Annotated in this window: 29 protein-coding genes and 1 pseudogene; 12 read left to right on the top strand and 18 right to left on the bottom strand. The window is 64.0% G+C overall.

What is annotated here, in order from left to right; genetic code table 11:
- Window positions 1-12: 12 nt before the first annotated feature.
- From ACKI1H_RS07930 to ACKI1H_RS07885, 10 genes are read right to left on the bottom strand one after another with little or no spacing between them, the layout of a single operon-like run.
- On the bottom strand, window positions 13-1,281 hold the full coding sequence (locus tag ACKI1H_RS07930; protein WP_440468089.1) for a tyrosine-type recombinase/integrase: 1,269 nt from the start codon (window positions 1,279-1,281) through the stop codon (window positions 13-15).
- Window positions 1,278-1,688 (bottom strand): hypothetical protein, encoded by a 411-nt coding sequence (locus ACKI1H_RS07925; protein ID WP_440468088.1) that lies wholly within the window; start codon window positions 1,686-1,688, stop codon window positions 1,278-1,280. The genes ACKI1H_RS07930 and ACKI1H_RS07925 overlap by 4 nt, the downstream gene beginning before the upstream one ends.
- Entirely contained in the window at window positions 1,685-3,082 is a 1,398-nt protein-coding gene (locus ACKI1H_RS07920; protein ID WP_440468087.1) for a replicative DNA helicase, read from the bottom strand. Before ACKI1H_RS07920 ends, ACKI1H_RS07925 begins: the two co-directional genes overlap by 4 nt.
- Window positions 3,079-3,921, bottom strand: coding sequence for an ATP-binding protein (locus ACKI1H_RS07915; RefSeq protein WP_440468086.1), 843 nt, complete (start codon window positions 3,919-3,921; stop codon window positions 3,079-3,081). Before ACKI1H_RS07915 ends, ACKI1H_RS07920 begins: the two co-directional genes overlap by 4 nt.
- On the bottom strand, window positions 3,902-4,957 hold the full coding sequence (locus ACKI1H_RS07910; RefSeq protein WP_440468085.1) for a DUF1376 domain-containing protein: 1,056 nt from the start codon (window positions 4,955-4,957) through the stop codon (window positions 3,902-3,904). The genes ACKI1H_RS07915 and ACKI1H_RS07910 overlap by 20 nt, the downstream gene beginning before the upstream one ends.
- A complete protein-coding gene (locus ACKI1H_RS07905; RefSeq protein WP_440468084.1) occupies window positions 4,954-5,187 on the bottom strand; it encodes a hypothetical protein in 234 nt (77 codons plus the stop codon). Before ACKI1H_RS07905 ends, ACKI1H_RS07910 begins: the two co-directional genes overlap by 4 nt.
- Window positions 5,184-5,996 (bottom strand): hypothetical protein, encoded by an 813-nt coding sequence (locus ACKI1H_RS07900; protein WP_440468083.1) that lies wholly within the window; start codon window positions 5,994-5,996, stop codon window positions 5,184-5,186. The genes ACKI1H_RS07905 and ACKI1H_RS07900 overlap by 4 nt, the downstream gene beginning before the upstream one ends.
- Window positions 5,993-6,781, bottom strand: a complete 789-nt coding sequence (locus ACKI1H_RS07895) for a hypothetical protein (protein WP_440468082.1) — start codon at window positions 6,779-6,781, stop codon at window positions 5,993-5,995. Before ACKI1H_RS07895 ends, ACKI1H_RS07900 begins: the two co-directional genes overlap by 4 nt.
- Entirely contained in the window at window positions 6,778-7,149 is a 372-nt protein-coding gene (locus ACKI1H_RS07890) for a hypothetical protein (RefSeq protein ID WP_440468081.1), read from the bottom strand. The genes ACKI1H_RS07895 and ACKI1H_RS07890 overlap by 4 nt, the downstream gene beginning before the upstream one ends.
- Window positions 7,146-7,460 carry a hypothetical protein gene (locus tag ACKI1H_RS07885; protein ID WP_440468080.1) on the bottom strand — a complete coding sequence of 105 codons (315 nt, stop codon included), beginning with the start codon at window positions 7,458-7,460 and terminating at the stop codon, window positions 7,146-7,148. Before ACKI1H_RS07885 ends, ACKI1H_RS07890 begins: the two co-directional genes overlap by 4 nt.
- An 831-nt stretch (window positions 7,461-8,291) precedes the next feature.
- Between ACKI1H_RS07885 and ACKI1H_RS07880 the strand changes: the two genes are divergently transcribed.
- From ACKI1H_RS07880 to ACKI1H_RS07825, 12 genes and pseudogenes are all read left to right on the top strand, one after another.
- Window positions 8,292-9,056: a LexA family transcriptional regulator gene (locus ACKI1H_RS07880; protein ID WP_440468079.1), complete on the top strand. Its 765-nt coding sequence runs from the start codon at window positions 8,292-8,294 to the stop codon at window positions 9,054-9,056.
- A 120-nt stretch (window positions 9,057-9,176) separates the two neighbouring features.
- A complete protein-coding gene (locus ACKI1H_RS07875; RefSeq protein WP_440468078.1) occupies window positions 9,177-9,569 on the top strand; it encodes a response regulator transcription factor in 393 nt (130 codons plus the stop codon).
- 110 nt (window positions 9,570-9,679) lie between these two features.
- The gene (locus tag ACKI1H_RS07870; RefSeq protein WP_440468077.1) at window positions 9,680-9,940 is read left to right on the top strand and encodes a hypothetical protein; all 261 of its coding nucleotides are present in this window, start codon (window positions 9,680-9,682) and stop codon (window positions 9,938-9,940) included.
- Entirely contained in the window at window positions 9,937-10,770 is an 834-nt protein-coding gene (locus ACKI1H_RS07865; protein ID WP_024762902.1) for a prohibitin family protein, read from the top strand. Before ACKI1H_RS07870 ends, ACKI1H_RS07865 begins: the two co-directional genes overlap by 4 nt.
- Before the next feature lie 51 nt (window positions 10,771-10,821).
- Window positions 10,822-11,019 (top strand): carbon storage regulator CsrA, encoded by a 198-nt coding sequence (gene csrA / locus ACKI1H_RS07860; RefSeq protein ID WP_440468076.1) that lies wholly within the window; start codon window positions 10,822-10,824, stop codon window positions 11,017-11,019.
- Window positions 11,020-11,021: 2 nt separating this feature from the next.
- On the top strand, window positions 11,022-12,098 hold the full coding sequence (locus ACKI1H_RS07855) for a hypothetical protein (RefSeq protein ID WP_440468075.1): 1,077 nt from the start codon (window positions 11,022-11,024) through the stop codon (window positions 12,096-12,098).
- A gap of 216 nt (window positions 12,099-12,314) precedes the next feature.
- The gene (locus ACKI1H_RS07850) at window positions 12,315-12,533 is read left to right on the top strand and encodes a hypothetical protein (RefSeq protein WP_440468074.1); all 219 of its coding nucleotides are present in this window, start codon (window positions 12,315-12,317) and stop codon (window positions 12,531-12,533) included.
- Window positions 12,530-12,757, top strand: coding sequence for a hypothetical protein (locus ACKI1H_RS07845; RefSeq protein WP_440468073.1), 228 nt, complete (start codon window positions 12,530-12,532; stop codon window positions 12,755-12,757). Before ACKI1H_RS07850 ends, ACKI1H_RS07845 begins: the two co-directional genes overlap by 4 nt.
- The gene (locus tag ACKI1H_RS07840) at window positions 12,741-13,424 is read left to right on the top strand and encodes a hypothetical protein (RefSeq protein ID WP_440468072.1); all 684 of its coding nucleotides are present in this window, start codon (window positions 12,741-12,743) and stop codon (window positions 13,422-13,424) included. The genes ACKI1H_RS07845 and ACKI1H_RS07840 overlap by 17 nt, the downstream gene beginning before the upstream one ends.
- A 53-nt stretch (window positions 13,425-13,477) precedes the next feature.
- A pseudogene (locus ACKI1H_RS07835) lies at window positions 13,478-13,990 on the top strand (HNH endonuclease signature motif containing protein); the annotation flags it as partial.
- A 109-nt stretch (window positions 13,991-14,099) separates the two neighbouring features.
- Window positions 14,100-14,330: a hypothetical protein gene (locus ACKI1H_RS07830; protein WP_440468934.1), complete on the top strand. Its 231-nt coding sequence runs from the start codon at window positions 14,100-14,102 to the stop codon at window positions 14,328-14,330.
- A gap of 67 nt (window positions 14,331-14,397) precedes the next feature.
- Window positions 14,398-14,616, top strand: coding sequence for a helix-turn-helix transcriptional regulator (locus ACKI1H_RS07825; RefSeq protein WP_440468071.1), 219 nt, complete (start codon window positions 14,398-14,400; stop codon window positions 14,614-14,616).
- A gap of 29 nt (window positions 14,617-14,645) precedes the next feature.
- On the opposite strand, the gene ACKI1H_RS07820 is transcribed toward ACKI1H_RS07825, so the two are convergent.
- The 8 genes from ACKI1H_RS07820 to ACKI1H_RS07785 form a co-directional block, all read right to left on the bottom strand.
- Window positions 14,646-15,824: a tyrosine-type recombinase/integrase gene (locus ACKI1H_RS07820; protein ID WP_440468070.1), complete on the bottom strand. Its 1,179-nt coding sequence runs from the start codon at window positions 15,822-15,824 to the stop codon at window positions 14,646-14,648.
- Window positions 15,825-16,324: 500 nt separating this feature from the next.
- Complete coding sequence (locus ACKI1H_RS07815; RefSeq protein WP_440468069.1) at window positions 16,325-16,576, bottom strand: hypothetical protein; 252 nt, start codon at window positions 16,574-16,576, stop codon at window positions 16,325-16,327.
- Window positions 16,573-16,929 carry a hypothetical protein gene (locus tag ACKI1H_RS07810; RefSeq protein WP_440468068.1) on the bottom strand — a complete coding sequence of 119 codons (357 nt, stop codon included), beginning with the start codon at window positions 16,927-16,929 and terminating at the stop codon, window positions 16,573-16,575. Before ACKI1H_RS07810 ends, ACKI1H_RS07815 begins: the two co-directional genes overlap by 4 nt.
- On the bottom strand, window positions 16,926-17,555 hold the full coding sequence (locus ACKI1H_RS07805; protein ID WP_440468067.1) for a glycoside hydrolase family 19 protein: 630 nt from the start codon (window positions 17,553-17,555) through the stop codon (window positions 16,926-16,928). Before ACKI1H_RS07805 ends, ACKI1H_RS07810 begins: the two co-directional genes overlap by 4 nt.
- 1 nt (window position 17,556) lies before the next feature.
- The gene (locus ACKI1H_RS07800) at window positions 17,557-18,561 is read right to left on the bottom strand and encodes a phage late control D family protein (protein WP_138525624.1); all 1,005 of its coding nucleotides are present in this window, start codon (window positions 18,559-18,561) and stop codon (window positions 17,557-17,559) included.
- Window positions 18,562-18,625: 64 nt separating this feature from the next.
- A complete protein-coding gene (locus ACKI1H_RS07795) occupies window positions 18,626-18,835 on the bottom strand; it encodes a tail protein X (protein WP_138525623.1) in 210 nt (69 codons plus the stop codon).
- A complete protein-coding gene (locus ACKI1H_RS07790) occupies window positions 18,807-19,712 on the bottom strand; it encodes a phage tail protein (protein ID WP_440468066.1) in 906 nt (301 codons plus the stop codon). Before ACKI1H_RS07790 ends, ACKI1H_RS07795 begins: the two co-directional genes overlap by 29 nt.
- A gap of 9 nt (window positions 19,713-19,721) precedes the next feature.
- Window positions 19,722-21,677, bottom strand: a complete 1,956-nt coding sequence (locus ACKI1H_RS07785) for a hypothetical protein (RefSeq protein WP_440468065.1) — start codon at window positions 21,675-21,677, stop codon at window positions 19,722-19,724.
- Between the last annotated feature and the right edge of the window lie 54 nt (window positions 21,678-21,731).

Below are 21,731 nucleotides of genomic sequence, written 5' to 3'. Positions count from 1 at the left end.
TCTTTCGAGAACCTAAAAAGCGCTGGCAGCGCTGATGCTGCTTGCGTTGGTAAGGGGATCGGCAGGAGCGAGTTCCACACATGTCTCACCGTGGATGCGCTGGAAGCCGAGAGTGTCGAGGTGGTCGTGCCACAGCTGCAGGGCCTCCCGTTTCCGCTCCTTGGCGCGAGTCTGGATGTACGCGGCCAGCACCCCGTTCATGACGTGGTTCAGCAGCATCTCCCCGATCAGGTGATCCACACCCAGCTCGGTCCAGGACGTGCGGGCCAGCTTGCGCAGGTCGTGACTGCTCCACTCGCCGCCCGACATCGCCGCGAAGATCACCGTCGCCTGGCTGGGCGAGATTGGCTTCCCCCGGGCGCCGGGGAACAGATAGACCGACTCGATGCCGCGGCGCTGCTGGTACTCCCGGTGGGCGCGCAGCAGGGCCAGCACCTGACCGGTGAGCGGCAGCTGGTGCTCGCTACGGGTCTTTGTGTCCCGCGCCGGGATCGTCCACAGCCCTTCCTCCAGCCAGAAGTCACGCCAGCGAGCGGAGCGGGTCTCACCGAGCCGGGTGCCATGGCAAAGCATCAGCAGGGCCACCAGCGCCTCCGCAGGGGCCTTCCCGTAGTGATCCGCGAGCTGGGCGAGGAGCTGGCCGGTTCCGTCCGGTCGGAGACCAGCAGGCTTGGGCGGGATCTTGCCGCGCACGAAGTCGGTGAAGCGCATCGACCCCATCGGGTTGCCGAGGATCAGCTCGAGGCGGTGAGCCTGCCGCATGGCACCCATGAGGATGCCGTAGGCCTGCCGCACATAGCCCGGCGAGAACTGCTCCTGCAGGGGCCAGAACAGCACGCGGTCCAGCGTGGCCTTGGTGGCGTCCCTCACCGGCAGATCGCGCAGGCGTGGCAGCAGGTGGCGCCGGATCATCGACTTCACCGAGGCCTTGCGCTTGGCGGACAGAGCGCGGTTGGTCATCTGGCGCTCCAATTGCCATTCCAGCACCTGGCCAACGGTCGCGAAGAATCGTGCCGTGCTGGTGCTATCAGGCTCCGCCACACGCCGGGCAAGGATCGCCGGCAGGGCCTCCAGCATCGCGCTAGCGGTGAGATCGGGATAACTCGCAGCCTTGCCCCAGCGCTTGCGCACAACGACGTGCCACGAGCCGCGGGCGCGGTCCTGGTGGAAGCGGAAGCGCAGCGCCGGATAGCGGGCATCGCGCAGGGTCTTCGCCGTGCCCTGGGCCTGCCGGCGGATCTCCGCATCGCTGAAGCGGACGTAAGCGGTCGAGGAAGTCATGCGAGCACCTCGCCGGAATTCTCCGATTTGAAATCGGAGAATCCATGCCCCGCCTGGGAGCGGGCCTTGTTGACGAAGGCCTGGAACACCTCGGGGCTGACGTGCTCACGCAGAGCGAGGATCAGCAAGCGATTCTCGTCCTGGTTTCCCTGCGCAGTCGACGCCTTCCTGAGGCGTGACATGTGCTCCTGCAGGCGCACGCGGTCACGGTTCAGCCAACGCAAGGCAGAGCGAGCCTTTCGATACCACAAAGGGTTCGGTGCACGGCCAGTGGCCTTCCACAGCGCGTCCGACTCTTCGATCTGGTCGCGGACGTTGTTGCAGTCGGCAGTCAGGCGCTCCATCAGCCCACGGCACACCTCCAGCGACTCAGGAAGCGGATCAGGGAGTTTGTTCTCGATGCTCATGCTGCCTTCCCCTTGCCGCCGTACTGGCTGGCGAAGCTGCGGCCCATCTCGACCTCTTCCTGGGAGGGGTCGCGATACCCGCAGAGGTTCACGAAACGGCCGTACTGGCCCTGCTGCTGAACAATGCAAAGCCCTGGCGGTGCGTTGCGGTTCTTCGGCATGAGGATTTCGGTGATCCCGTTCTGCCCCTCTTCGCTGTCCATGTCGCGATGGACGATGAGGATGCAGCTCGCATCAGCCTCGATCTCGCCGGAGTCGCGCATATCACTGGCCTGCGGGCGCTTGGCCTTGCCGGTGCGCTTGGTCGACTCGCGGTTGAGCTGCGACAGCTCGATCACGGGCACGTCCAGCTCCTTGGCGAGGCGCACCAGGGCCTTGCTCACAGCGCCCACCTCATCGGACCGGGTCCGCCCCTTGGCATCCGGCGGAACAAGGCCGACGTAGTCCACCACGATTCCCGCCAGCCCGTGCTCGCGCATGACGCGCCGGGAGATGGCGCGCATCCGCGTGGGCGTGACAGTGGGGTCGTCGCAGATGAACAGGGGCGCATCATTGGCTTGGGCCGCCGCAGCAGTGACACGCTCCCAGTCGTCCCCGTCCAAGTCCTTGGGCGAGTCGAGGCGCTTGAGATCGATCCCGCCCAGCGAGGCGATCGCACGAATGCCCAGTTCTTCCTCGGGCATCTCCAGCGAGAACACCAGCCAAGGCTTCCCACGCTTCACGGCGTTATGCTGGGCGATCTGCAGCGCCAAGGTGGTCTTTCCACTGCCAGGCAGGCCGGCAATGACGGTGACCTTTTTCGGGCGGATGCCGCGCATCAGCTTGTCGAGGTCAGCCAGGCCGGTGTCCTGGAACTTGGGCAGGCGGTCGTTCAGACCATCATCCAACTGGTCCACCACCTTCAGCACCACCTCATCGAGACGGCGATACGCCGGCACGTCGTCGTCGAGGTCACGCAGGTCAGCCATGGCCTCCTGTGCCTTGGCGATGATCTCGGCCAGAGGCCGATCCTCGGTGGCCAAGCTCTCGATCAGGCGGCCAATCTCGACTTGGCGGCGCAGAGTGGAGCGCTCGCGCAGATGCCTGCAGTAGGTCTTCCAGTTCGCCGTCGACGGCACGTTGCGGTGAATCGAGAAGGCGTATTCCAGCGTCTTCACCTCGCTCGGCAGCGCGGGACGAACCTGGGCAACGGTGACCGGATCGACTGGCACCCCCTCGGCATGAAGGTCTGCGATGGTCTGAAACAGCGCGGCGTTGTCGTCGAAGTAGAAGTCATCCGTGGTCAGCTTCTCCACGATCTGGTCGACCAGGGCCTGATCGCTCTGGGCGGCGCCCATGAAGAGCGCGCCGAGCACGCCGTGTTCAGCCTCGAGACTATGCAGGTCACGGCTCATGCGGGCGCCCCCTTGCGCGCGGACTCCCAGGTGAAGCGGACTGCTCGGCCACCCTGACGCAGGCGGTCCAGAGCACGCTCACCGATGAAGTCCTGGAGCGTGAGCTGGCCATCGACAGGCGCAGCAGCATCGGCCGGGAGGTTCGAGATGAGCACGGTGGGCAGCACTTGCTGGTAGCGCTGGTCGATCACCTCGTGCAGTAGGCTGCGTTCGTACTCAGTGCCGCTCTGGGCGCCCACCTCGTCGATCACCAGCAGGTCGAAGCCGGCCAGTTCCTCGATCACGTCGCGCTCGGTGTACTGGGCATTCCGGGCCATGGAGCCCTTCGCGGCCCGGATGATCTGCGCGGCGCTGACTATGACCGCCTGGGCGCCGTGGGCGCGGATCACGTGCTGAACGATGGCACTGCCCAGGTGGGTCTTGCCGGTGCCCACGTTTCCCACCAGCAGGAGCGAGTTGCCGGCCTGATAGTGCTCTGGGAAGTTCTCGGCAAATTCGCGGCAGCGCTCGAGCACGGCAGTCATTCGCGCGTTGCCGCCAGTCAGGTAGTTATCCAGCATCGCGGCACGAAACCGCGGCGTGATGCCGGAGCCGATCAGCAGGACGTTCAGCTTGCGCGCCTGCTCCACCTGCAGGGCCTGCCGGTGCTGCTCGGTGCCCGTAGGAGCGAGCCGCAACGCCGACCACTGGCAGGCCGGGCAGCCCACGTCGAGATAGCCGCCTTCGAACTGCTCCACCTTGGTTTCGGTGTAGGAGCGGTGCTGCTGGCAAAGGGCGCCGTTCTCGGTGCCGAGGATGCGCTCGGGGGCGCGGGCGAAGTTAGAAATTCGGGCCGTCATGGTCGGGCTCCTCTGAATTCTGGTCTGCGTTGTGCTTGGGTAGGTTGGTGAAGCTCGAGGGTTTGGCGCCTTGGCCTCGAGCAACTTGGTCGGGGAACAGCCCCTGCCAACCGCTGGCAATGCTCTTGGCGATCACCGCATCAGGGTTCGGGCACGTGGCCAACTGCGCGGCCTGCTGGCTGCACGAGGTCGGCGTCAGCGGCTTGCGGATCTCCTTGCGGTGCTGCACCCACCTGGACCAGGTCTCGGCGCTCACGTTGGCCGGCTTGGCAGCCAGCGGATCGAACGCCGGGGCTGGTTCCTTCCGCTTGCGTTGAGGCTTGTCCTGTTCGCCCGCCGCGGTAGCGGCTCCCCCCTCTGGGGGTAAGGGGGGATCTAATAGATATCCCTCTCCCTCTCTCTGTCTCTGTCCCTCTCCCTCTCCCTCTCCCTCTCCCTCTCCCTCTCCCTCTCTTAGCCGTAGCTGGCCCGTATCAGGCAACGGTGTTGAAACGCGTTCGGGTGCGTTGCCTGATACGCTTCGCTGCCGGTTCAGTTCTGCGTCCTGCAACGCGGACCTAAGCGTTTCCATCGGTGCGCTGTGGGGATAGGTGATGCCGAACTCGCGCAACTGATCGCGGAGCCTCTTGTGCTCCTCTCTGTGCCGGCGCAGGCGCTCTGCTTCGTTGTCCCGGCGCTCTCGATAGGCGACGCGCTCCTCCCATGCCGCCAGGGCCTTCTCAGCGATCACAGGGTGATACAGGCGGTCATCGCTGCAGAGCTGCCATCCACGCAGCGCCATGCCCTTCACTCTCCCCCAGCGGCCGCCGGCCCCGGAGAGATAAGCAAGCACGCGATCGTCGTTTGGCAGCGAAGCTGCAGGCACCTGCAGCCAGGCCTTGCACCACAGAGAGAGCGCCGCCTTGAACTCTTCGCCGTTGGTGAGTGCGAACAGGTCACTGTCGAGGAGGCGGACCACATCGAGGGGCATGAACGCCAGGCCGCGCAGGTCGACCTCCACCGGCACCAACGGATCAGCCGGTACTGCATCGTTCATACGTCCAGCTCCTCAGTTACCCGCTTCACGAAGTCGTCGTAGCTCTCGGCCATGACGAAGCCCTGGTCCTCGAGCGCGGAGCGGCAGGCCTTGGCGTGGCCGTACAGCACCCATCGCTCACGCTCAGGCAGGCCGCGGAATTGGCGGTAGGAAGGCCACGGGCCGGCGATAACCGGCTGGCCGTTGGCGCCTGTGGTGATCAGGCCCGGATGAAGCGGACGGGGGCTCATACGTCCACCTCCTGCACAGGGGAGCCGCGCATCTGGAAGCGCTCCTGGCCTGCGCCAAAGTCAGGGTGTGTGGCGCGGTGCTGAGTCACGAAGGTGCAGCCGCGGGCGAAGCGATCGAACACCCTGCTGATCTCGGCCTTGGCCCAGACCGCGAACGGGCGGCCGTTGACCTCCTCGTGCTGGCTGCGAACCATCGCGAAGGGGCGCGGGCTGTGCGGCATCTCGCGCACCACCGCATCGATCACCCTGGGCGGCAGGCCGTACTGCTTACCGATCCGCTGGCGAATGGCGGTGATGCTCTCCATGCCGTTGGGGATCGAGTCGAGCAGCGGATGGGCGCGATCCATGTCACCGACGGTCTCGGCAAGCGCTGCCACCTGGTGCTCGGTCTGCCGCTGGCGGCGTTCCAGGTCAACGGTGAGCTGCACGCTGGCCAGCAGTTGCTCGGCAGCGGTCAGCGGTTTGGCCGCGCGCTCCTCCAGCGCCGTCATGTGGTCGAACACGGCCGCCTGCAGGGCATAGCTGTAGGACATGGCCATCAAACAGGCCTCGCGCTTCAGGAGGCGGTAGCCACGCCGCGGGCGCCCATAGCTGTCAGGGAGATCGCATTCAAATGAATGAGATACCTCGCCGATAACCTTGGGGATCTTGGCGAGCAGGTTGGCGTGGGTCAGCTCGGGGAACTCATACGAGGGGAACAGCTGCCCGGCTTGTTCCGCCTGCCGCTCGCGGTGCTGGTTGATGAACTCGACCAACTCCAAGCTGGTCATGGTTGCGGCCTGGCCGCCGGTGGTGATCAGGTCGGTCATGCTGCTGCCCTCTGCGGGAGGTTGGTGAGGATGATGTCGCCAGGGCCGGCCTCGAACAGCGGCGCAGGGATCGGCAGGCCCAAGCGCTCGCGGGTGCGCTCAACCATCTCCTTCGCCCTGGCGATCTTGCTGGGATGCACCTCCGGGCCCACGTAGGCCGCGAGGATGTCGTTGGCCAGCATTCGAGTCGGAACGCAGGCGTACTGCCCTTGATCGATGGGCAGAGGTGCGCACGGCCGGCGTGGGATGTGCTGATCGAGGAAGGCCAAGGTCTCGGCGATCAGCTCAGCATTCTTCCGGCCATGTTCCCCGATCGGCATGGGCTCACCAGGACGGATCATGCTCCAGGCGTAGCGGTCGGCGAGGATCTCGTTTGCCCAACGCACGTGGCGCCTGCACTGCTCATAAACGTCATCCGTCAGCTCACGAGTCGGCATGTCGTAGGTGCAGTAGTTGTCGACGCGGTGGCCGAGCTCATGCTGCAGGACGAACAGGTGGATCTCGTCGTCTGCCAACGCCGACCAGTCGATCTCTGGTCGCGCGGTCGCGCGGAAGCGATCCACGTCGATGTCGATAGCCAGCTTGATGATGATCCGCTCACCCAGCCAGCGACTGTCATCAGCTGCATTGAGGAAAACGTCGCCGACCATGCAGTCGAACGTGCCGAAGGCGCCGCCGATCTCGCTGGATGCCACGAGTTCAAGGCAGGTCCGCTTCTCGCGGGCCAGGTTGGACATGGACTGGTACTGCTCAGGAGTTACCCGGGCGAAGCGCTTGGCGGTCATGCTTCACCTCCATCGACATCGGAGGGAGCGGAAACTTGGTCCGGCTGCTCGAGCGCTGCCAACTCCTCCCTGAACGAGATCGCCAAGACCTCTAGCCCCTTGCTCACGAAGTGGCTGGCATTGATTCCGGCGCCGACGAGGTTCTTGATGTGCGCTGTAGCCTCGGGGTCGCGCCAGACTGCGAGCAGGATGGAGCGCATCTCCATGATCTGAGTTACCTCGGCTTCCATGCACTCAAGGAGATCGTTTGCGATTTCCAGAGAGGTGCGCTGCTCCTGCTCCCCATCGGCAGCAGAGCCAAACGCAGCCAGGACGTCATTCGTGACCTCCAAGGTGGTACGAAGCTGTTCCGGGGCGTCCAGGTTCATGCCTCGCCCCCTTGAGCTTCCATGCCGCGCTCTACAGAGAAGATCAGGGAGGCAACGGTATCGCTGAGGAAGCCGATGGCGCGCATCTCGTCCATGTAGCCGAGGTTGTCGCCGTAGTTGATGACGTCGCTGAGATGGCCAAGGATCTGCTGGACCCCACTCGCAAGACTGCGGGCCAACTGCAGAGCCTCCACTGCCGGGACACCGGGGCGAACGCTAAGGAGTTCGCCATGGCACTGGTTGGCAAAGTCGACCTTGGTGGTCTTCAGCTGTTGCGCCGCTGCCGGCGCTGGAGTATTTTTACTTGGCATGTTCGTCTCCTTGAGACAAAGAAGTACCCGCCACCCGCGCCAACGGGTGGTTCTGAAGAGCCCGCCGCCAAGCGGGCTTTTTGCTGTCTGGCGAATGGGCAAAACCCATCCTCCACACATTCTGGGAAGTGCAACCCCTGGGATCAGGGCGGCTGAGAGAGAGGAGCGCGTGCGCGCGTATCAGACTTTTTCAAAGTGCAAGCCCCCGGTTTTGCTGCAATTGGTCGATGCAGGCAGCCTGCACCCTTTTAGAAATATCCCAAGCGACGAGGCGAACGAAGGCCCCCAAGGGGCCCAGCCGATGAATCCCCCGCCCAGATCGCCGCGCCGAGACATCCAGTAGAAAAGTGTTCTGGGAGCAACCCTTTTCACAAAAGGCTTTCGGTTTCGCATGCGAAACACAGAGGACGCGCGAGTTGAGAAGCTGTGCTGCGCTTCGCAGGAAAAGCACTGTATGGATCAGCAGCATGTTTGCCCGCCTACCGCCGGCTCCCCGCGGTCTCTATCGTTTGCACCAAGGTCGCGGCAATTCTGCTCGGCGGGACCCCAAGGGAAATCTGGGCAAAGGTCGCGGCGCGAGAAGAGCCCACCGGTCGCCTCTTCAGCTCGAACGGCTACTCTGGGTGACATCTTCCAGCGACCGCGAATCCAGCCAGAGACCGTCGACTGATCAACCTTCAGGGCCGCAGCAGCAAGCTCCTGGGTGTCGAAGTGCTTAACCAGGCGCTCATAAATTTCGTTCACGGGTCGCCTCAATATGAGTTTTCCCCTACGGTAGCCCATGACAACTCCCATTTGCAATCGTATGAGCAAACTCCTGAGAATTTCGGTATGAGCACATACAGCGAGCGCCTGAAGAAGGCGAGAAAACATGCAGGCCTAACTCAGGCCGAACTGGCCCAGCGAGTGGGCATTGACCAGACCTCGGTCTCTAACCTGGAGCGAGGCAAGTCTCAGAGCACCAGCTACAACGCAAGCATCGCTAGCGTTTGTGGTGTGAATGCCCTGTGGCTTGAGAACGGCAGCGGAGAAATGCTCGCATCAAACGGAACTATCGTCTCGCTAGCCGAAGCCAGTGAGAGAACCTCCGAAGCGACCTATCTCGGCCAGGTGGACGGGTGGGATGACTCCACAAGCCTTGCAGCAGATGATGCGGAGCTGCCTCTGTTTCGCGAGGTACAAATGGCGGCAGGTAGCGGGCGCAGTACCGTCCAGCCCGTTTATGGCCGGAAGTTACGATTCTCCTATGCCACTCTTCGCGCGGCAGGCGTCGACCCAGGGGCCGCGATCTGTACCCAACTGGTAGGCAAGAGTATGGAGCCACTGATAATGGACGGCTCCACGATCGGCGTTGACACCTCCAGTACGCAGATAATCGATGGTGAGATCTACGCTCTGGAGCATGACGGAATGCTGAGGGTTAAGTTCGTGTATCGACTGCCAGGAGGCGGCATTCGACTTCGAAGCTTCAATCGTGAGGAGTTTGAAGACGAGGAGTACACGAGCGATCAACTCAGAGAACAGAACCTGACAGTTCTGGGATGGGTGTTCTGGTGGTCCACCGTTCGACACAAGGGGCGCCCACGCTTGGTTTGAATGACGCTCCGAAGCGAGGCCATCTGTCGCCTCGCTTTTTTTTGCTCAAAAATATGAGTATTCCCCTTGACAGGAAATATGAGTACGCCCATATTTCAAGCGCAACGAAGGAGAGCACTCATGGAAACCACCACTATCAACACCGGCAAATGGAAAGGCACCCTCGGCATGGGCCTCGCGCCCCGTGAGCTGGAGGCGACCTTGCTCGCCGCCGACGAGATGAGCGCGAAGGAAATCGCGCGAGTGATGGGCATCTCCCCCGGAACCGTACAGAAGCGCCTCGATGACGCGCGCTTCAAGCTTGGCGCCAAGACCGTCCGCGGCCTGGTGCTGGAGGCTTTCCGCCGCCAGATCATCGCACCAGCCTGCGTCATGCTGCTGGCCGGCATGGCCGCAATCCACCCGATCCTCGATGACGACCCCATTCGTCGTGACCGCCGCCCGCCGGAGCGCAAGAGCGAGCTGCGCCAGACCTCGCGACGGAGCGAGGAGGCAGGACTCATAGCCGCGTGATCAGCGGCGTGCGCTCCTGATCGAGCGCAGTCCGGTGAACACCCACCACTGACTTTCGGAAAGCCAAACAGCCCGGCAGGGGATCGGCTTGCCCGGAGAAAGGAGACGACATGAGTAACACCCTGATGCGGCCTGGCCGCCTGTTCCTGATCTGCCTCGCCGCTCTGCTCTATGCGGCCCTGAGCGCAGTACTTCTCGGCGGAGTCGCGCCGGCCCTGGTCAGCAGCAAAGACACCCTGCAGGCAGGTCTCGGGTTCCTCGTGCCGGCGGTGTGGCTGATCGCCTCCGGCTGCATCGGCCTGCACCTCTTCCTCAGATTCCGCCAACAGGCGGCCAACAGCAGCACCACCAACTCGGAGAACCACGAATGAAGCGGATCACCACCGCCCTCCTGCTCTGCATGCTCGCCGCCCTGACGGCGTGCTCCAAGGTGCCAGCCGGCAATGTCGGCGTCATCGTCAACCTCTACGGCTCCGAGAAGGGTGTCGAGCTGAAGGAGGTGGGAACCGGTCGCTACTGGGTAGGCTGGAACGAAGACCTGTACCTCTTCCCCACCTTCACCCAGACCGAGACCTGGAGTGGCGAGAGCGCCATTACCTTCCAGACCATTGAAGGCATGAAGGTAGGCGGCGACGTTGGCATCACTTACTCGGTCGCGCCGGAGAAGGTCTCCGCGCTGTTCCAGAAGTATCGCGCTGGCATCGACGAGATCACCAACAAGTTCCTGCGCAACATGGTCCGCGATGCGTTCAACGACATCGCCTCGAAGCTCCCGGTCGAAAGCGTCTACGGCGCCGGCAAGAGCGACTTGCTCCTGGCTGTCGAGAAGCGCGTGCGTGAGCAGGTTGCGCCCATCGGGCTGAACGTCGAGCGCATCTATTACGCCTCCGACCTGGTGCTGCCGCCGCAGGTAACGCAGAGCCTGAACGCGAAGATCCAGGCGACCCAGATGGCAGAACAGCGGCGCAACGAGGTCGCCCAGGCGAAGGCCGAGGCCGACAAGGAGCGCGCCCGCGCGCAGGGTGAAGCCGACGCCAAGCTGACCCTGGCCCAGGCCGACGCGAAAGCTATCGAGATCCGCGCCCAGGCCCTGCGAGCCAACCCCGACGTCGTGACCTTGAACGCTGTGGAGAAGTGGGACGGCAAGCTCCCGCAGTACATGGCGCAGGGCTCTCCCCTTCCATTCATCGGCGTGAAGTAACGCCCCATTGAAGGGCCGGCCCTGCCGGACCCATGCCAAGGAGAAGGAACCATGCTCATCCTCAACCGCCGCCCTGGAGAAACCATCCGCATTGGCGATGACATCGAAGTCACCGTGCTCAGCATCACCGGCAATCAGATTCGCATCGGCGTTACCGCGCCGCGTGACATCGAGGTTCACCGCCAGGAAGTCTATGAGCGAATCCATGGCGCTGACGAAGATCGCCTGCCCAAGGCTGTGGGAGAGTGACCATGGAGCGCATCACTATCGTCCTGCAGGAAGGCCTCGGCCTGAACTTCGAAGCCATGCGCCCCGCTATGCAGTCAGGTGCCGCGGTAGCTATCGGGCGTGGCGGAGCAGTCATCGCTGAGATTGCAGATGGCAACGCCATCGAGGACAAGCGCAAAGCAGCACAGTCCGCCGGCGGACTCATCGACTCTGTCGAGCGTTACGTGGAGAACTCCGAAAAGCTGGAGGGTGTCGTTGTCGGTCTGGAAAGCGCTCTGATCTGCATCGAGAGCTGCGCGATCAATGGGCAGAGCGAACCACTGGCCGCGCTTCGCCGCATTCGCGAGATAACAACAGCATTCCTGGAGAACTCCGGCGGACGGGCGCAGCAAAGCACCCGGGCCTCTGGCGCCGCTGCAGAACCGGCTAAACCTGGTAGCGAACACGTTCGTCGCAAGTTTGTTCCCTGCGAGCAACCCCATCCGGCGAGGGCTTCTGATTGCTGTCGCATCTGTAGCCAGCCGGATCACGTCGACGAGAACTGCCCCTGGCAAGGCGCTCGCGCCGGCCTGGCCTTGGTGCAGAAGATCGACCAACACATAGCCGATCGGGCTGCGGCCAGCGAGGCTCCCAAGCCGGGAATCTTCGACATCATCACCGGTACCGCTGGCCAGTCAGCCCCCCGTCGACAGGACCTGCCTTCGCCCGAGGAGCACGCGGCCCAGATCGAGCGGGTGGCTGCCGATCTCCGCGAGCACGGGCCTGACCTGGTGCTGCTCAAGCCTTGCGGATTCTGCGGCGGGCCGCCTGTACCTTTCGTGCAGCTGGCATCCCAGGGATTCGGCTCGGCTCCTCGCCTGGACAGCTACGGCGACGACGGCCTGTCGGTCGAGGCCTTCGTCTACTGCCACGAGTGCGGCGCCAATGGACCGATGTTCGCAGAGGACATTTTCGATGCGTCCGACTACGACCAGGCTATGGCCGAGGGCGTGCGCCTCTGGCAGGACCGCGACAATCGTAACAGCGACGTCTACCAGGCAAACGCGGCCGATGGTCAGAACATTTTCCCCCGGCCGGACCTGGAGGTGGGCGATGTCTGAGGATTGCAAGTGTCCAGAATGCGGGCGTCTGATGGTTTGGAGCGGGCGGCGCAATTGCCGCCTGGAGTGCCCGGCGTGCTCTGAATACCAGATACCAACCACCTGCAATCCAAGGGAAGAGGAGTCGATCACTGATCTGAAGAGCCGTGGCGTCTGCTACTGCCATCTGATGATCAACCGCACCTGCGCGGTATGCGTAGCCAGAGGGCCGAATCCATGAGCAGAAACCACTGGTTCTGGCACTGGCTGCTCGGCATCGCCGCGATCGCGAACTTCGCCTTCTACCAGGCGGCGCTCGAGCAGCGCGACGAAGCGCGGCGCCTGACCAAGCCCACCATCGATATGCGCGGCACCACCCTGGTGGTCTCGTGCCCCAAGCCAGCAACCCCAACCGCCGCAACCCCAGCGCTGCGGCAAGAGAGGTTCGTCCTATGACCCTGAATGCACACGTGCCGGCCCGCATTGCCGGTGATGTGGCGGCAAGCGCACAGGCGCTCGCCAGCCCCATGTTCCTCCTTGGCGCGCGCCTGCAGGACCTGGGCAAGGCGCTTCAGCGCGCCGAGACCACCATAGGCGAGCTGACCGCGTACGCGGAGGCATCGGGCCTGTCGATATCGATCAAGGTAGTGGAGGGTTCTGCTCGTGCTGATGAAGCCTGAACACTTCGAGAAAGCGATCGAGATATGGCAAAAGCCTGGGCTCTCGCTTCGCTGCAACCTGCTGATCTGCCGACGTATCGCAAGACAGTACCGCTCCTGGACCGATATCGACTGGCGCAGTCTTCGCACCACTGAGCGCCGACTGAAGCGCGGACTCCCATTCACGCAGGCGCAACTCGACAACGCCAAAACCAATCACCAGACCCGCGTCGATAGGCGCACAAAGGGGCAAGTGGCGATCGCGCAGTGGCTCCTAGGTGCTGGAACCGCAATTGAGCATGAGATCGGTGTGGCCGGCATCTGTGACGCACTGGCGGTAAACCCAGCGCACCGCGGCCGCATTCGAAAGGAAATGGATGAAGGCCGAGCCCTGGACTACATCGCCTTTGCGGCAGGGCTTGAAGATAGCGCTGCGCATCGCCGGGGCCAGGACATCTGGAAGGATGGGCCGCTTTTCCAGTGCTATCTAGAGCGGATGCTGATCTTCCTCGATGAGCATCCTGAGGAGATGCCTGACCCGTTTTCCCCTGGAGGCCCGCTCTATGGCCTGCCCGTCCGTATGGTCGACGGCAACGGCAATGTTTCCACGCGCCGGCCTGGGCTGACGGTACACGACAGCGACGGCAGCACCAGGGTGATCGAGCGCAAACCGGAGGTGGCCAAGTGAAGAAGCGTTGGCTGCCAGCTGACGATGATCGTCTGCGCGAACTCTACGGCACCATGGGTGCCGAGCAGGTTGCGCAGGCGCTCGGCCGGACACTGTCCGCCGTGGTCAGCAGGGCCAGCTTCCTCGGTCTGGGCAAGCGCCCTTGGACGCAGCCAGACGAGGACCAGTTACGCGAGATCTACCCGAGCATGGAAATGGCCGAGATGCGCCGTATCACCGGCAGGACCTCAACTGCCCTGCGCGCCAGAGCGGCAATCCTCGGCATCAAAAGGATCGACAGCCCAGACCGAAAGGCCGCTCATCGTGCTCATAGCGAGCACATGAAGGCCAAACGGGATAGCGGCTATAGGAACTCAACCGCTGTCCCGGTCGGCACGGAATCTATGCAAGGCGGGAAGCTGTTCAGGAAGGTCTCCGACACAGGGGAAACAAGGGATTGGAAGCTTGCTCACCGGGCTGTGTGGGAAGAACTCCATGGGCCCATTCCCGCCGGACACCTAATCGTGTTCAGGGATGGGGACAGCCAGAACCTGGACCCGAGCAACCTCGAGATGATCACCGAAGCTGAGCGGATGCGGCGCCATTCAATCGTGCGCTACCCGCGCGAAGTACACAGCACTGCTGTAACGCTCGGCTTCTTCAAGGCGAAGTTGAAACGACTGGAGAAAGAGAGAGATGAAGAATCTGAACGAACTGAGGGAGATCCTGGGCAAGACGATGGAGCGGGTACTGGACGGGTCGCTTTCAGTCGACCAGGCGAAAGCAGTGGCGGCAGTCGCCGGAGAGGTGAATGCCACCGCGCGACTGGAAGTGGACATGGCGCGCGCAACTGATGGCGACTTCAAAGGAAGCGGGTTCATCGACGTCGACCCGGCGCCGAAGCGGCCGCAGATCGGAAAGCAATGAATACACATGGCGCGCGCCACGAACTGGCTCGCAGTAAAATCGTGGCGCGGGAAATCTGGAGGTAGGTATGGCGGAAGACGCTCAGAAAGGCATCGTCCAGGTGGACAACCTGCTGAAATTCGAGGCAGTGAGCACCCAGGTTGGGCTCGGCAGAACAGCGATCTACCGGATGATCGGGACGGGGGACTTTCCCGCGCCGGTCAAGCTAGGCAGAGCGTCGCGCTGGTCGCAGCGGGAAGTGCAGGCTTGGCTTGATGAGCGAAAACGCGAGCGGCTGGCCTCGTAGGAGAAAGGGCGGCACAGGTCCGCCCTCCTTTACTCAATCGCCCGGCAGCCATCAACCCAGTCGGCCCACGCCTGCATCATCATTCGTCGCTCATCAATATAGGCGGCGTGGTTGTAAGCCTTCTTCGTCTTGTCCTTTTCCTTGTGAGCCATCTGCGCGTCGATCACCTGGGGGCGGAAGCTGCCCAGTTCTTCCAGGTGCGTGTTCGCGGTCGCGCGGAAGTCGTGGCAGTGCCATCCCGTCAGCCCCATGTACTCCATCGCGCGGTTCAACGTCGTCGGGCTCAGCGGCCGCGCCGGGTCCTTCAACCCCGGGAACAACAGTTCGCCGCCTGTGATCGTTCGGAGCTCCCGAAGCAGTTCCACTGCCTGAGCAGAGAGCGGAACCAGGTGTACGCGCCGCTTCTTCATCCGCTCCGCCGGCACCGTCCACAGCGCATCGTCCAGGTCGAACTCGGACCAGCGCGCTGCGCGCAGCTCAACAGTGCGGGTAAACAGCATCGGCAGCAGGCGCAGGGCGATCACCGTGACGCGGAAGCCTTTGTACTGGTCGACCGCCGCCAGGTAGACCCCCAACTGCTCGCGCGACATCGGCTGGCTATGGTTGATTTCAGCTCGCTCGACGGCGCCCTTCACAGCCGCAGCAGGATCGGCATCAGCGCGCAGCGTGACCACGCCATAACAGAACACCGCCGAGATCCACTGGCGCACCTGCAGGGCATATGCCGGCGCGCCGCGAGCATCCATCCGCCGCATGATGTCCAGGATGTGCGCAGCGGTGATCTCGCGCAGCGGCAGCCGGCCAATGTGGGGATAGACATTTTTCTGGAAGGCCCGGCGGATCTGGTCACGGTACTTGTCCGTTCGCTTGCTCAGACGCTTCTCGATCCACTCCTCGGCTACCGCTTCGAAGGTGTTCCGATTCTCCGCCAGCTGCTTGGCCTTCTCGGTCTGCCGGACGTGTGACGGATGCCGGCCGGCTTTCACCAGAGCCCTGGCCTCATCGCGCTCCGCACGCGCCTCCGAGAGTGACACGTCTGGATAGGCACCGATGGCAAAGGTGTTCTCCTTGCCGGCGAGTCTGTAGCGGTATCGCCACAGCTTCGAACCATTCGGGCGAACCTCTAGGAGCAGGCCGCCGCCGTCGGTGAGCTTGATGGGGTCAGGGCCAGGCTTCGTCTGGCGGATCTTCACATCTGTGAGAGGCATGAGGGTATGCGGGTATCGGTCCATTGATACCCGCAACGATACCCGCATTTTACGGGGATGTCTGCGAACTGAAGAGAACAGAAGAGGACGTAAGGCCCGCGAAAACAGGGCGCTCCGTAGGAGAAGGGGAACAAGTGAGGATAGGTGAGAACATCAATCGTGCTGATCGATCATCAGCAGCATGTCTGCTCGAACCTCATGATTGCACTGCTTTCGGATCGCGCCATCGTCGACACCCGTTGCGGCCTCGCGGGCTGCGCGAATCTGGCAATTATGCCAGCGGATGGGAGAAATGGACGCGTAAGAAGAGACCGGCGCTATGCCGGGAAAGAAGGAATCAGGCGCGCCAGCGCCAACGGGCGAATGCCTTGAGGAGGGAGGTGATGATGCGGGTGCGGTGGATCACGGTTGCGGTCTCGCCTAGCGATGGCCGAACAGTAGCCCAAGGCCGGGCGCCAGCGCAATAAGCGCGGCGCCCCTGCCGACGAAGGTAGGAAGGTTCAGCGGCAAGCTTCGAGGGCGGCACGCAAGCGGGTTTCGTAGGCCAGGTGCTGCTGCCGCTCGGCCAGCAGCGCACGCACCTTGGTTTGCAGATCGTCCGCCGGGCGCAGGTCGGCGGTGGCGAATCGAGGGGTTTCGACAACCGGCGCCTGACACGGTACCGGGACGGGAACACGCACCTCCACCGGCGCTGGCGCGATGGAAGTGCAGCCCGTCAGGAGCAGCACGGGGAAAACCCGCAGCAGCTTCATGGCAACAGCTCCCGGTCGATCAGTTGACGGACCACGACGCATTCATCGCCTTCGCTGCGCTCCAGCAGCAGCCGACTGGCAGCAACTTCATGGCTCCGCGCCTGTTCGCGTGCGAGTGCCAGCGCGCGCTCGGCGGAGTCCGCACGCTGGCGGGCAGACTGCTCCAGCGCCTCGACCTGAGCATTTTGCAGCACCAGCTTCGACTCCAGCGCCTCGCCGGCATCTCTGCAGCGCGCCTGTTCCAGGCGCAGGCTTTCCAGCTGGCCGCCATAGAGACGCGCCGTCAGCCAGCCGCCAATGAAGCCACCCAGCAGAAAGCCGGCCAGCCCCAGCACCAACCCGAAGCGGCTCATCCCAGCACCTCCAGGGCGCGGCGCCAAACCCTCGCACGGTCCTCGAGGCCATTCAGCCCGCCATTGATGCGCCGGGTGATGTCCTCGAAGCGCGCCCCATCGGCCAGCTCATTGAGCCCGTTGCGCTGCCACCACCACGCTGCGGTACGACACGCCCAGCGCGGTTCTGCCAGCAGCTGCGGGCGGGCCACAAAGGGTTGCGCGAGCCCTTCACCGACAGCGCGGTAATTGCTCCGCCCAGTGACCTGCAACAGGCCCCTCCCACGAAAGCGCCAGCCATCGCCGGACGCCTCGTCGCCATTCCCGTTGCGCCCGGCATAGACCAGATTGGCGATCCGTTCCGGCTGGTAAGCAACCTCCCGCGCCAATGCCGTGGGCGAACCGTCGGCACTGCGAAAACGCCGGGGCCAGACCATGGCCAGGCGCTGCGCACTGTAGGTCAGGCTTTCCACGCAACGGGTGAGTTGCGCACTTTCGTGGCCCACCTGGGCGATGAAGGCAGCAATGCGCGGCAGCGTATCGATACCGAAGTCCGCCATGGCGGTATCCAGTACCGGCAAAAAAACGCCCGCGACAGGGCGGGCGTTGGGCAGGATCAGCAGCAGCTGGCGTTCGTCCATAAGCATGTCAACCGCCCTCCCCCGCCTTGCCCTTGCCCTGCGCCCCGCCATTGCACTGCACCGTAGTGGTCCAGCCACCGGCGGAAAAATGCTGGGTGACCGAGTCGATCAGGTAGCGACCATCGAGCCCGGCCTTGAAGCCCTTCAGATCAACAGTCAGTTCGGCGAACAGATCGGCACGACCGGGCATGTCGAGCTGCACTTCGGCGCTGTTGCGATTGAACTCGGCCAGCCGTGCAGCAGCGAGACGCCGGGCGGCCGCCTCGTCCGGCTGCGGATGGCGGTCGCAATGCTCCGCGGCGACTTGCGAGGGAGCGTCCGGATTGGGCACACGCACCTGCTTCTGCACGCCGTCTGCCCCCCGATAAGGCACTTTCACCGCCGCCACCACCTTGCGGTCATCCAGGGTAAATCGGAACGAGCCCACGTCCCCGCGCCCCAGCACCGGTATCTCCAGCGCCTGCCCACTGGCGCTGCGGCCAGACTGGCGCGGCTGCACCAGCAGGCTGTTGTTGGCCAGCTTCGCGGTGCAGTCGTACTGCCGGGCCAGCCGGGTGATGAAGTTGAAGTCGGATTCGCGGATCTGGTCGATGCGCGCGATCAGCGTCTCGACATTGCACGCCGCACGCCAGCCATTGCGCGCCGCGATATCTGCTACCACGCTCGCCAGGCTCATGCCTTCCCAGCTGCCACTGCGGGCGGCCTTGCCCTGGCCGCGCATGTCGCCGCTCTTGCCCTTGATCACCAGGCTGTCCGGCATACCGCTGTAGGTAAGCGTATCCACCACATATCGGCCCATGCGCGTGAGCGGCGCGCCGTCGTAGCCGAGAAAGACTTCCAGCGCCGCGCCGCGCCGGGGCAGCGTGACGGCGCCATCGCGGTCATCGATGGTGATCTGGAAGGTGTCCGATTCCAGCCCAGGCTTGTCGGTCAGTTGCAGTTCGATCAAGCGGTCGCTGACCAACGCCGTGATGTCCGCGCCGTCGGCGCTGATGCGAAAGGCAGGTTTCATAGGCCACCCCGAATGAAAAGGCCCCGCCGGAGCGGGGCCTGGTTGCTGAAGCGAATGCCGATGGTCACTCCCACAAGCGCACGCCCTGGTCTGCAGGCACGACCTGTTCCGGCAGGCGGATGATCACGCCCGCTCGTAGAGGCTGAGCCTCGTCGGCCAGTCCGGGATTGGCATCGAGCACGGCTTCCACGCAGCCATTGAGATGCCCGTAGCGCTGGTAGCAGAGGCGGTCCAGCAGGTCGCCGTCAGCGCTTCTGACTATCGTCGTCGCCATAGCGGGTGAACTCCAGGTCAAGGGTTTGCTGACGCGGCACGCCATTGGCGAACAGCGCTTCCTGCGTCTCGGTGATCTTGGTCAGGCACCAATTGCCCAGGTCATCGCCGCGGCCGGTACCCAGATGGACCGGCTCGCTCAACGCCGCAATGTCACGCAGCGTCCGCGGCTGGTTCCAGCCGACGCGCTGCGAGGTGTCGCCGGCACGGATGAACAGCGGCATCACCACGCCATTGAGCGTGAGCGTTTCCGGCCCCAGGCCGACGCTCTGCTGCGCGCTGCGCCGGCCGAGTCGCGCCTGGTCCTTCCAGGCGTAGCTGCTGGTGCGGGTCAGGCGATGGAAGCCGGTGGTGTCGACGTTGAAGTAGTAGGTCTGCTCGGTCGACTTCAACGGGGTCATGATCAGCAGGTGCTGCGGCACCTTGCACATCTGCTCGGAGGGATCGAGCCGAGGCGTCAACACCGAGCTGGGCAGGATGTCCTTCAGGCGCGGATCGATCTTGCCCAGCACCTTGTTCACCGCCTGGCCGGCGTTGTTGATCTCTTCGCCCAGCTTCTCCACGTGCGCGTTGACCTCGGCCGCCACTTGCCTGGCCTTGTCGAGGTTCTTCTGCAGCTTTTCCTGCTCGGCCTGGGCTTTCTTCACCCCGTCCTGCAGCTTGCCCTGGGCGCGGACGATGCCATCGGTGACGCGCTTGAGCTTTGCTGCCGCTTCGGGGGTGACACCGGGCAGGCCTTCGAGCGCAGCCACGCCACTGCGAATATGCAGCATCGCCTTGTCCACCGGCGCGGCGACCTGCTCCAGGTCGCGGCGGGCGGCCGTGGCAGCACCCGCAATCATGCCCAGGCCGGTATTGAACTGTTCCAGATAGGTCATGGGGCCTCCCTACATGACGACGGTGTCGAACAGCGCGTTGCGCTGCCGTTCCTGCTGGGCCTCGGCAATCAGCCGGCGCATCGCCGGGATCAGTTCGTCCAGCAACTGCTGCGGATTGACGATATTGCCCGCCACGTTGATGCTCACCTGCGGCGAGAAGGTCCAGTTGGGCGGAGCGCTGGCAATAGCTGCCGTGGCTGCGGGAGCAGCGGGCAGCGGCGGGAGCGGCGGTGGTTTCTGTATCTCCTCAGACGGGCCTAACAGCGCCCCGACCTTGCCACCGATCAGCTCGCCCACGGTCGCGCCAATGGAACCTCCGACCAGCGTGCCTACCAGAGGAATTGGGATCAGCGTGCCCAGAGCCGCACCGACTGTCGCGCCAATGGCGGCACCACCGGCCTTGCCGTAGCCAACCGCCTTCTGCGCAGGCGATTGGTCACTGGCATAGACCGAAGCGGCATCGGTAATCGCCATCGCGGCGCTGACCGGAGCGAAGCGTCGCAGCCCCGCCCCCATTCCCCGCACGAGCCCACCGACCGCCCTTCCGACTCCGGAAGCACTAACGTTGCGTACCAGGCCTGCGCCACGACGCAGGACGCCACCAGCGGCGCGACCAACACGCGAGGAGCGCACGGATTGTGCCGCGCGGCCGAGCCATCCGGAGGCGGCTCCGGCGGCGCGTCCCAGGGTGGATCGGGCGCGCTGGAAGAGACCGCCACGAGCAGCACCGCCTGAGCCGCCAGCTTTTGATTTTCCGCCGCCCTTTCCTTTGCCCTTGCCTTTCGGCCGGCGATCAGGGAGGTCGCCCAACTCGCCAACTGGCCAGTTGGTGACAAAGACATCCTGGACATCGCGCCTGCCCCAGTTCCAGGGCATCGCATCATTGGCGTCCTCGACGAATTTCTTTGCATCGATCAGGGACTTCAGAGCCAACAGACCACCGCCGACAACTTCCAGGGCACCCTGATGGCTGAGCATGGCATCGCCAATCCCGAGCATCGCAGCAGAGACTTTCTGCTCACTGGCTTCCAGTTGCCCCAGCGGCGAGGCACGGCGTTTCTCCACGCCTTGCTGAAGCAGATCGGCAGGCGCGGCTGCCAGAGCCTGCCGAGATTGCAGCAAGGTCTCGACCGCTGGCGAGTCGCCCGGCCGGACCGAGGCCAGGCTGCCGAGCAGATCGCGACTGAACAGCGCGACCGACGGAGCTTCCTTCTGACCACGCCAAGCCACTGCGCTCAGCGCACGCTCCAGATCGGCAGCATTGTTCAAACCGCCCTTGTGCTGCAGAGCGCTGATCAGCTGTGCCGTTGTTTCCGGCGACACACCCTGCCCCTGGGCGAACCTGGCCGCGATCGGCAACATCGCGTCCATATCGGCGAGCGGCACCTTGCTCTCGACCATGGCCTGAGCCAGGTCCAGCACCTTGTCGCGCGGCATCGCGGCTTCATCAGCCGCCTTAACCACCCGCTTGCCCAATGCCGCCTCCGCGACCGGGTCGTAGGGTTGCCCTGCCGCTTCGCGTACCTGCATCAGACGCCCACGGAACGCGAGGCTCGCGCTCAGGGAGGATCGTGCGACATCACCGACGGAGTTCAGCTCGGACAACGTCCTGGTCACCGTCTCCATGCGCTGCCAGTCGTTCGCCGGTGCACTGGCTGCCGGCGCCACGCTGACGGTGATCTTCGGCAAGCGTACCTCTGCCGGCCGCTGCCCCAGCAGATCGATGATTCTGCGCAGCGCCAGCCTTGTCTCCCCCGCGTTGCGCTCGCTGGCGCGATGGCGGATTTCCTGGTTGTCCTGAACGGTATCGATGCCATCCACCAGCACGCGCAGCGGCAGACTCGCATCCAGCTTTCCAACGAGGGTTCCCAGGCGCACGGTGGAGTCGGCTATCACCCGCCCGAGCGTGCTGCCCAGACCGAGGACGGCCGCCACCAGCACTTCCGACTTTTCACTCATTTCCATTTCACTCGCCCTCTGACGACAATCGCCACTTCGACGACAAGGGAGCGCCGGTCA

This window comes from Pseudomonas sp. YH-1, from assembly GCF_051990045.1.
Lineage (GTDB): Bacteria > Pseudomonadota > Gammaproteobacteria > Pseudomonadales > Pseudomonadaceae > Pseudomonas > Pseudomonas nicosulfuronedens.
The sequence above is the reverse complement of the archived record's forward strand: the minus strand, read 5'-3'. Positions and strand labels throughout refer to the sequence as shown.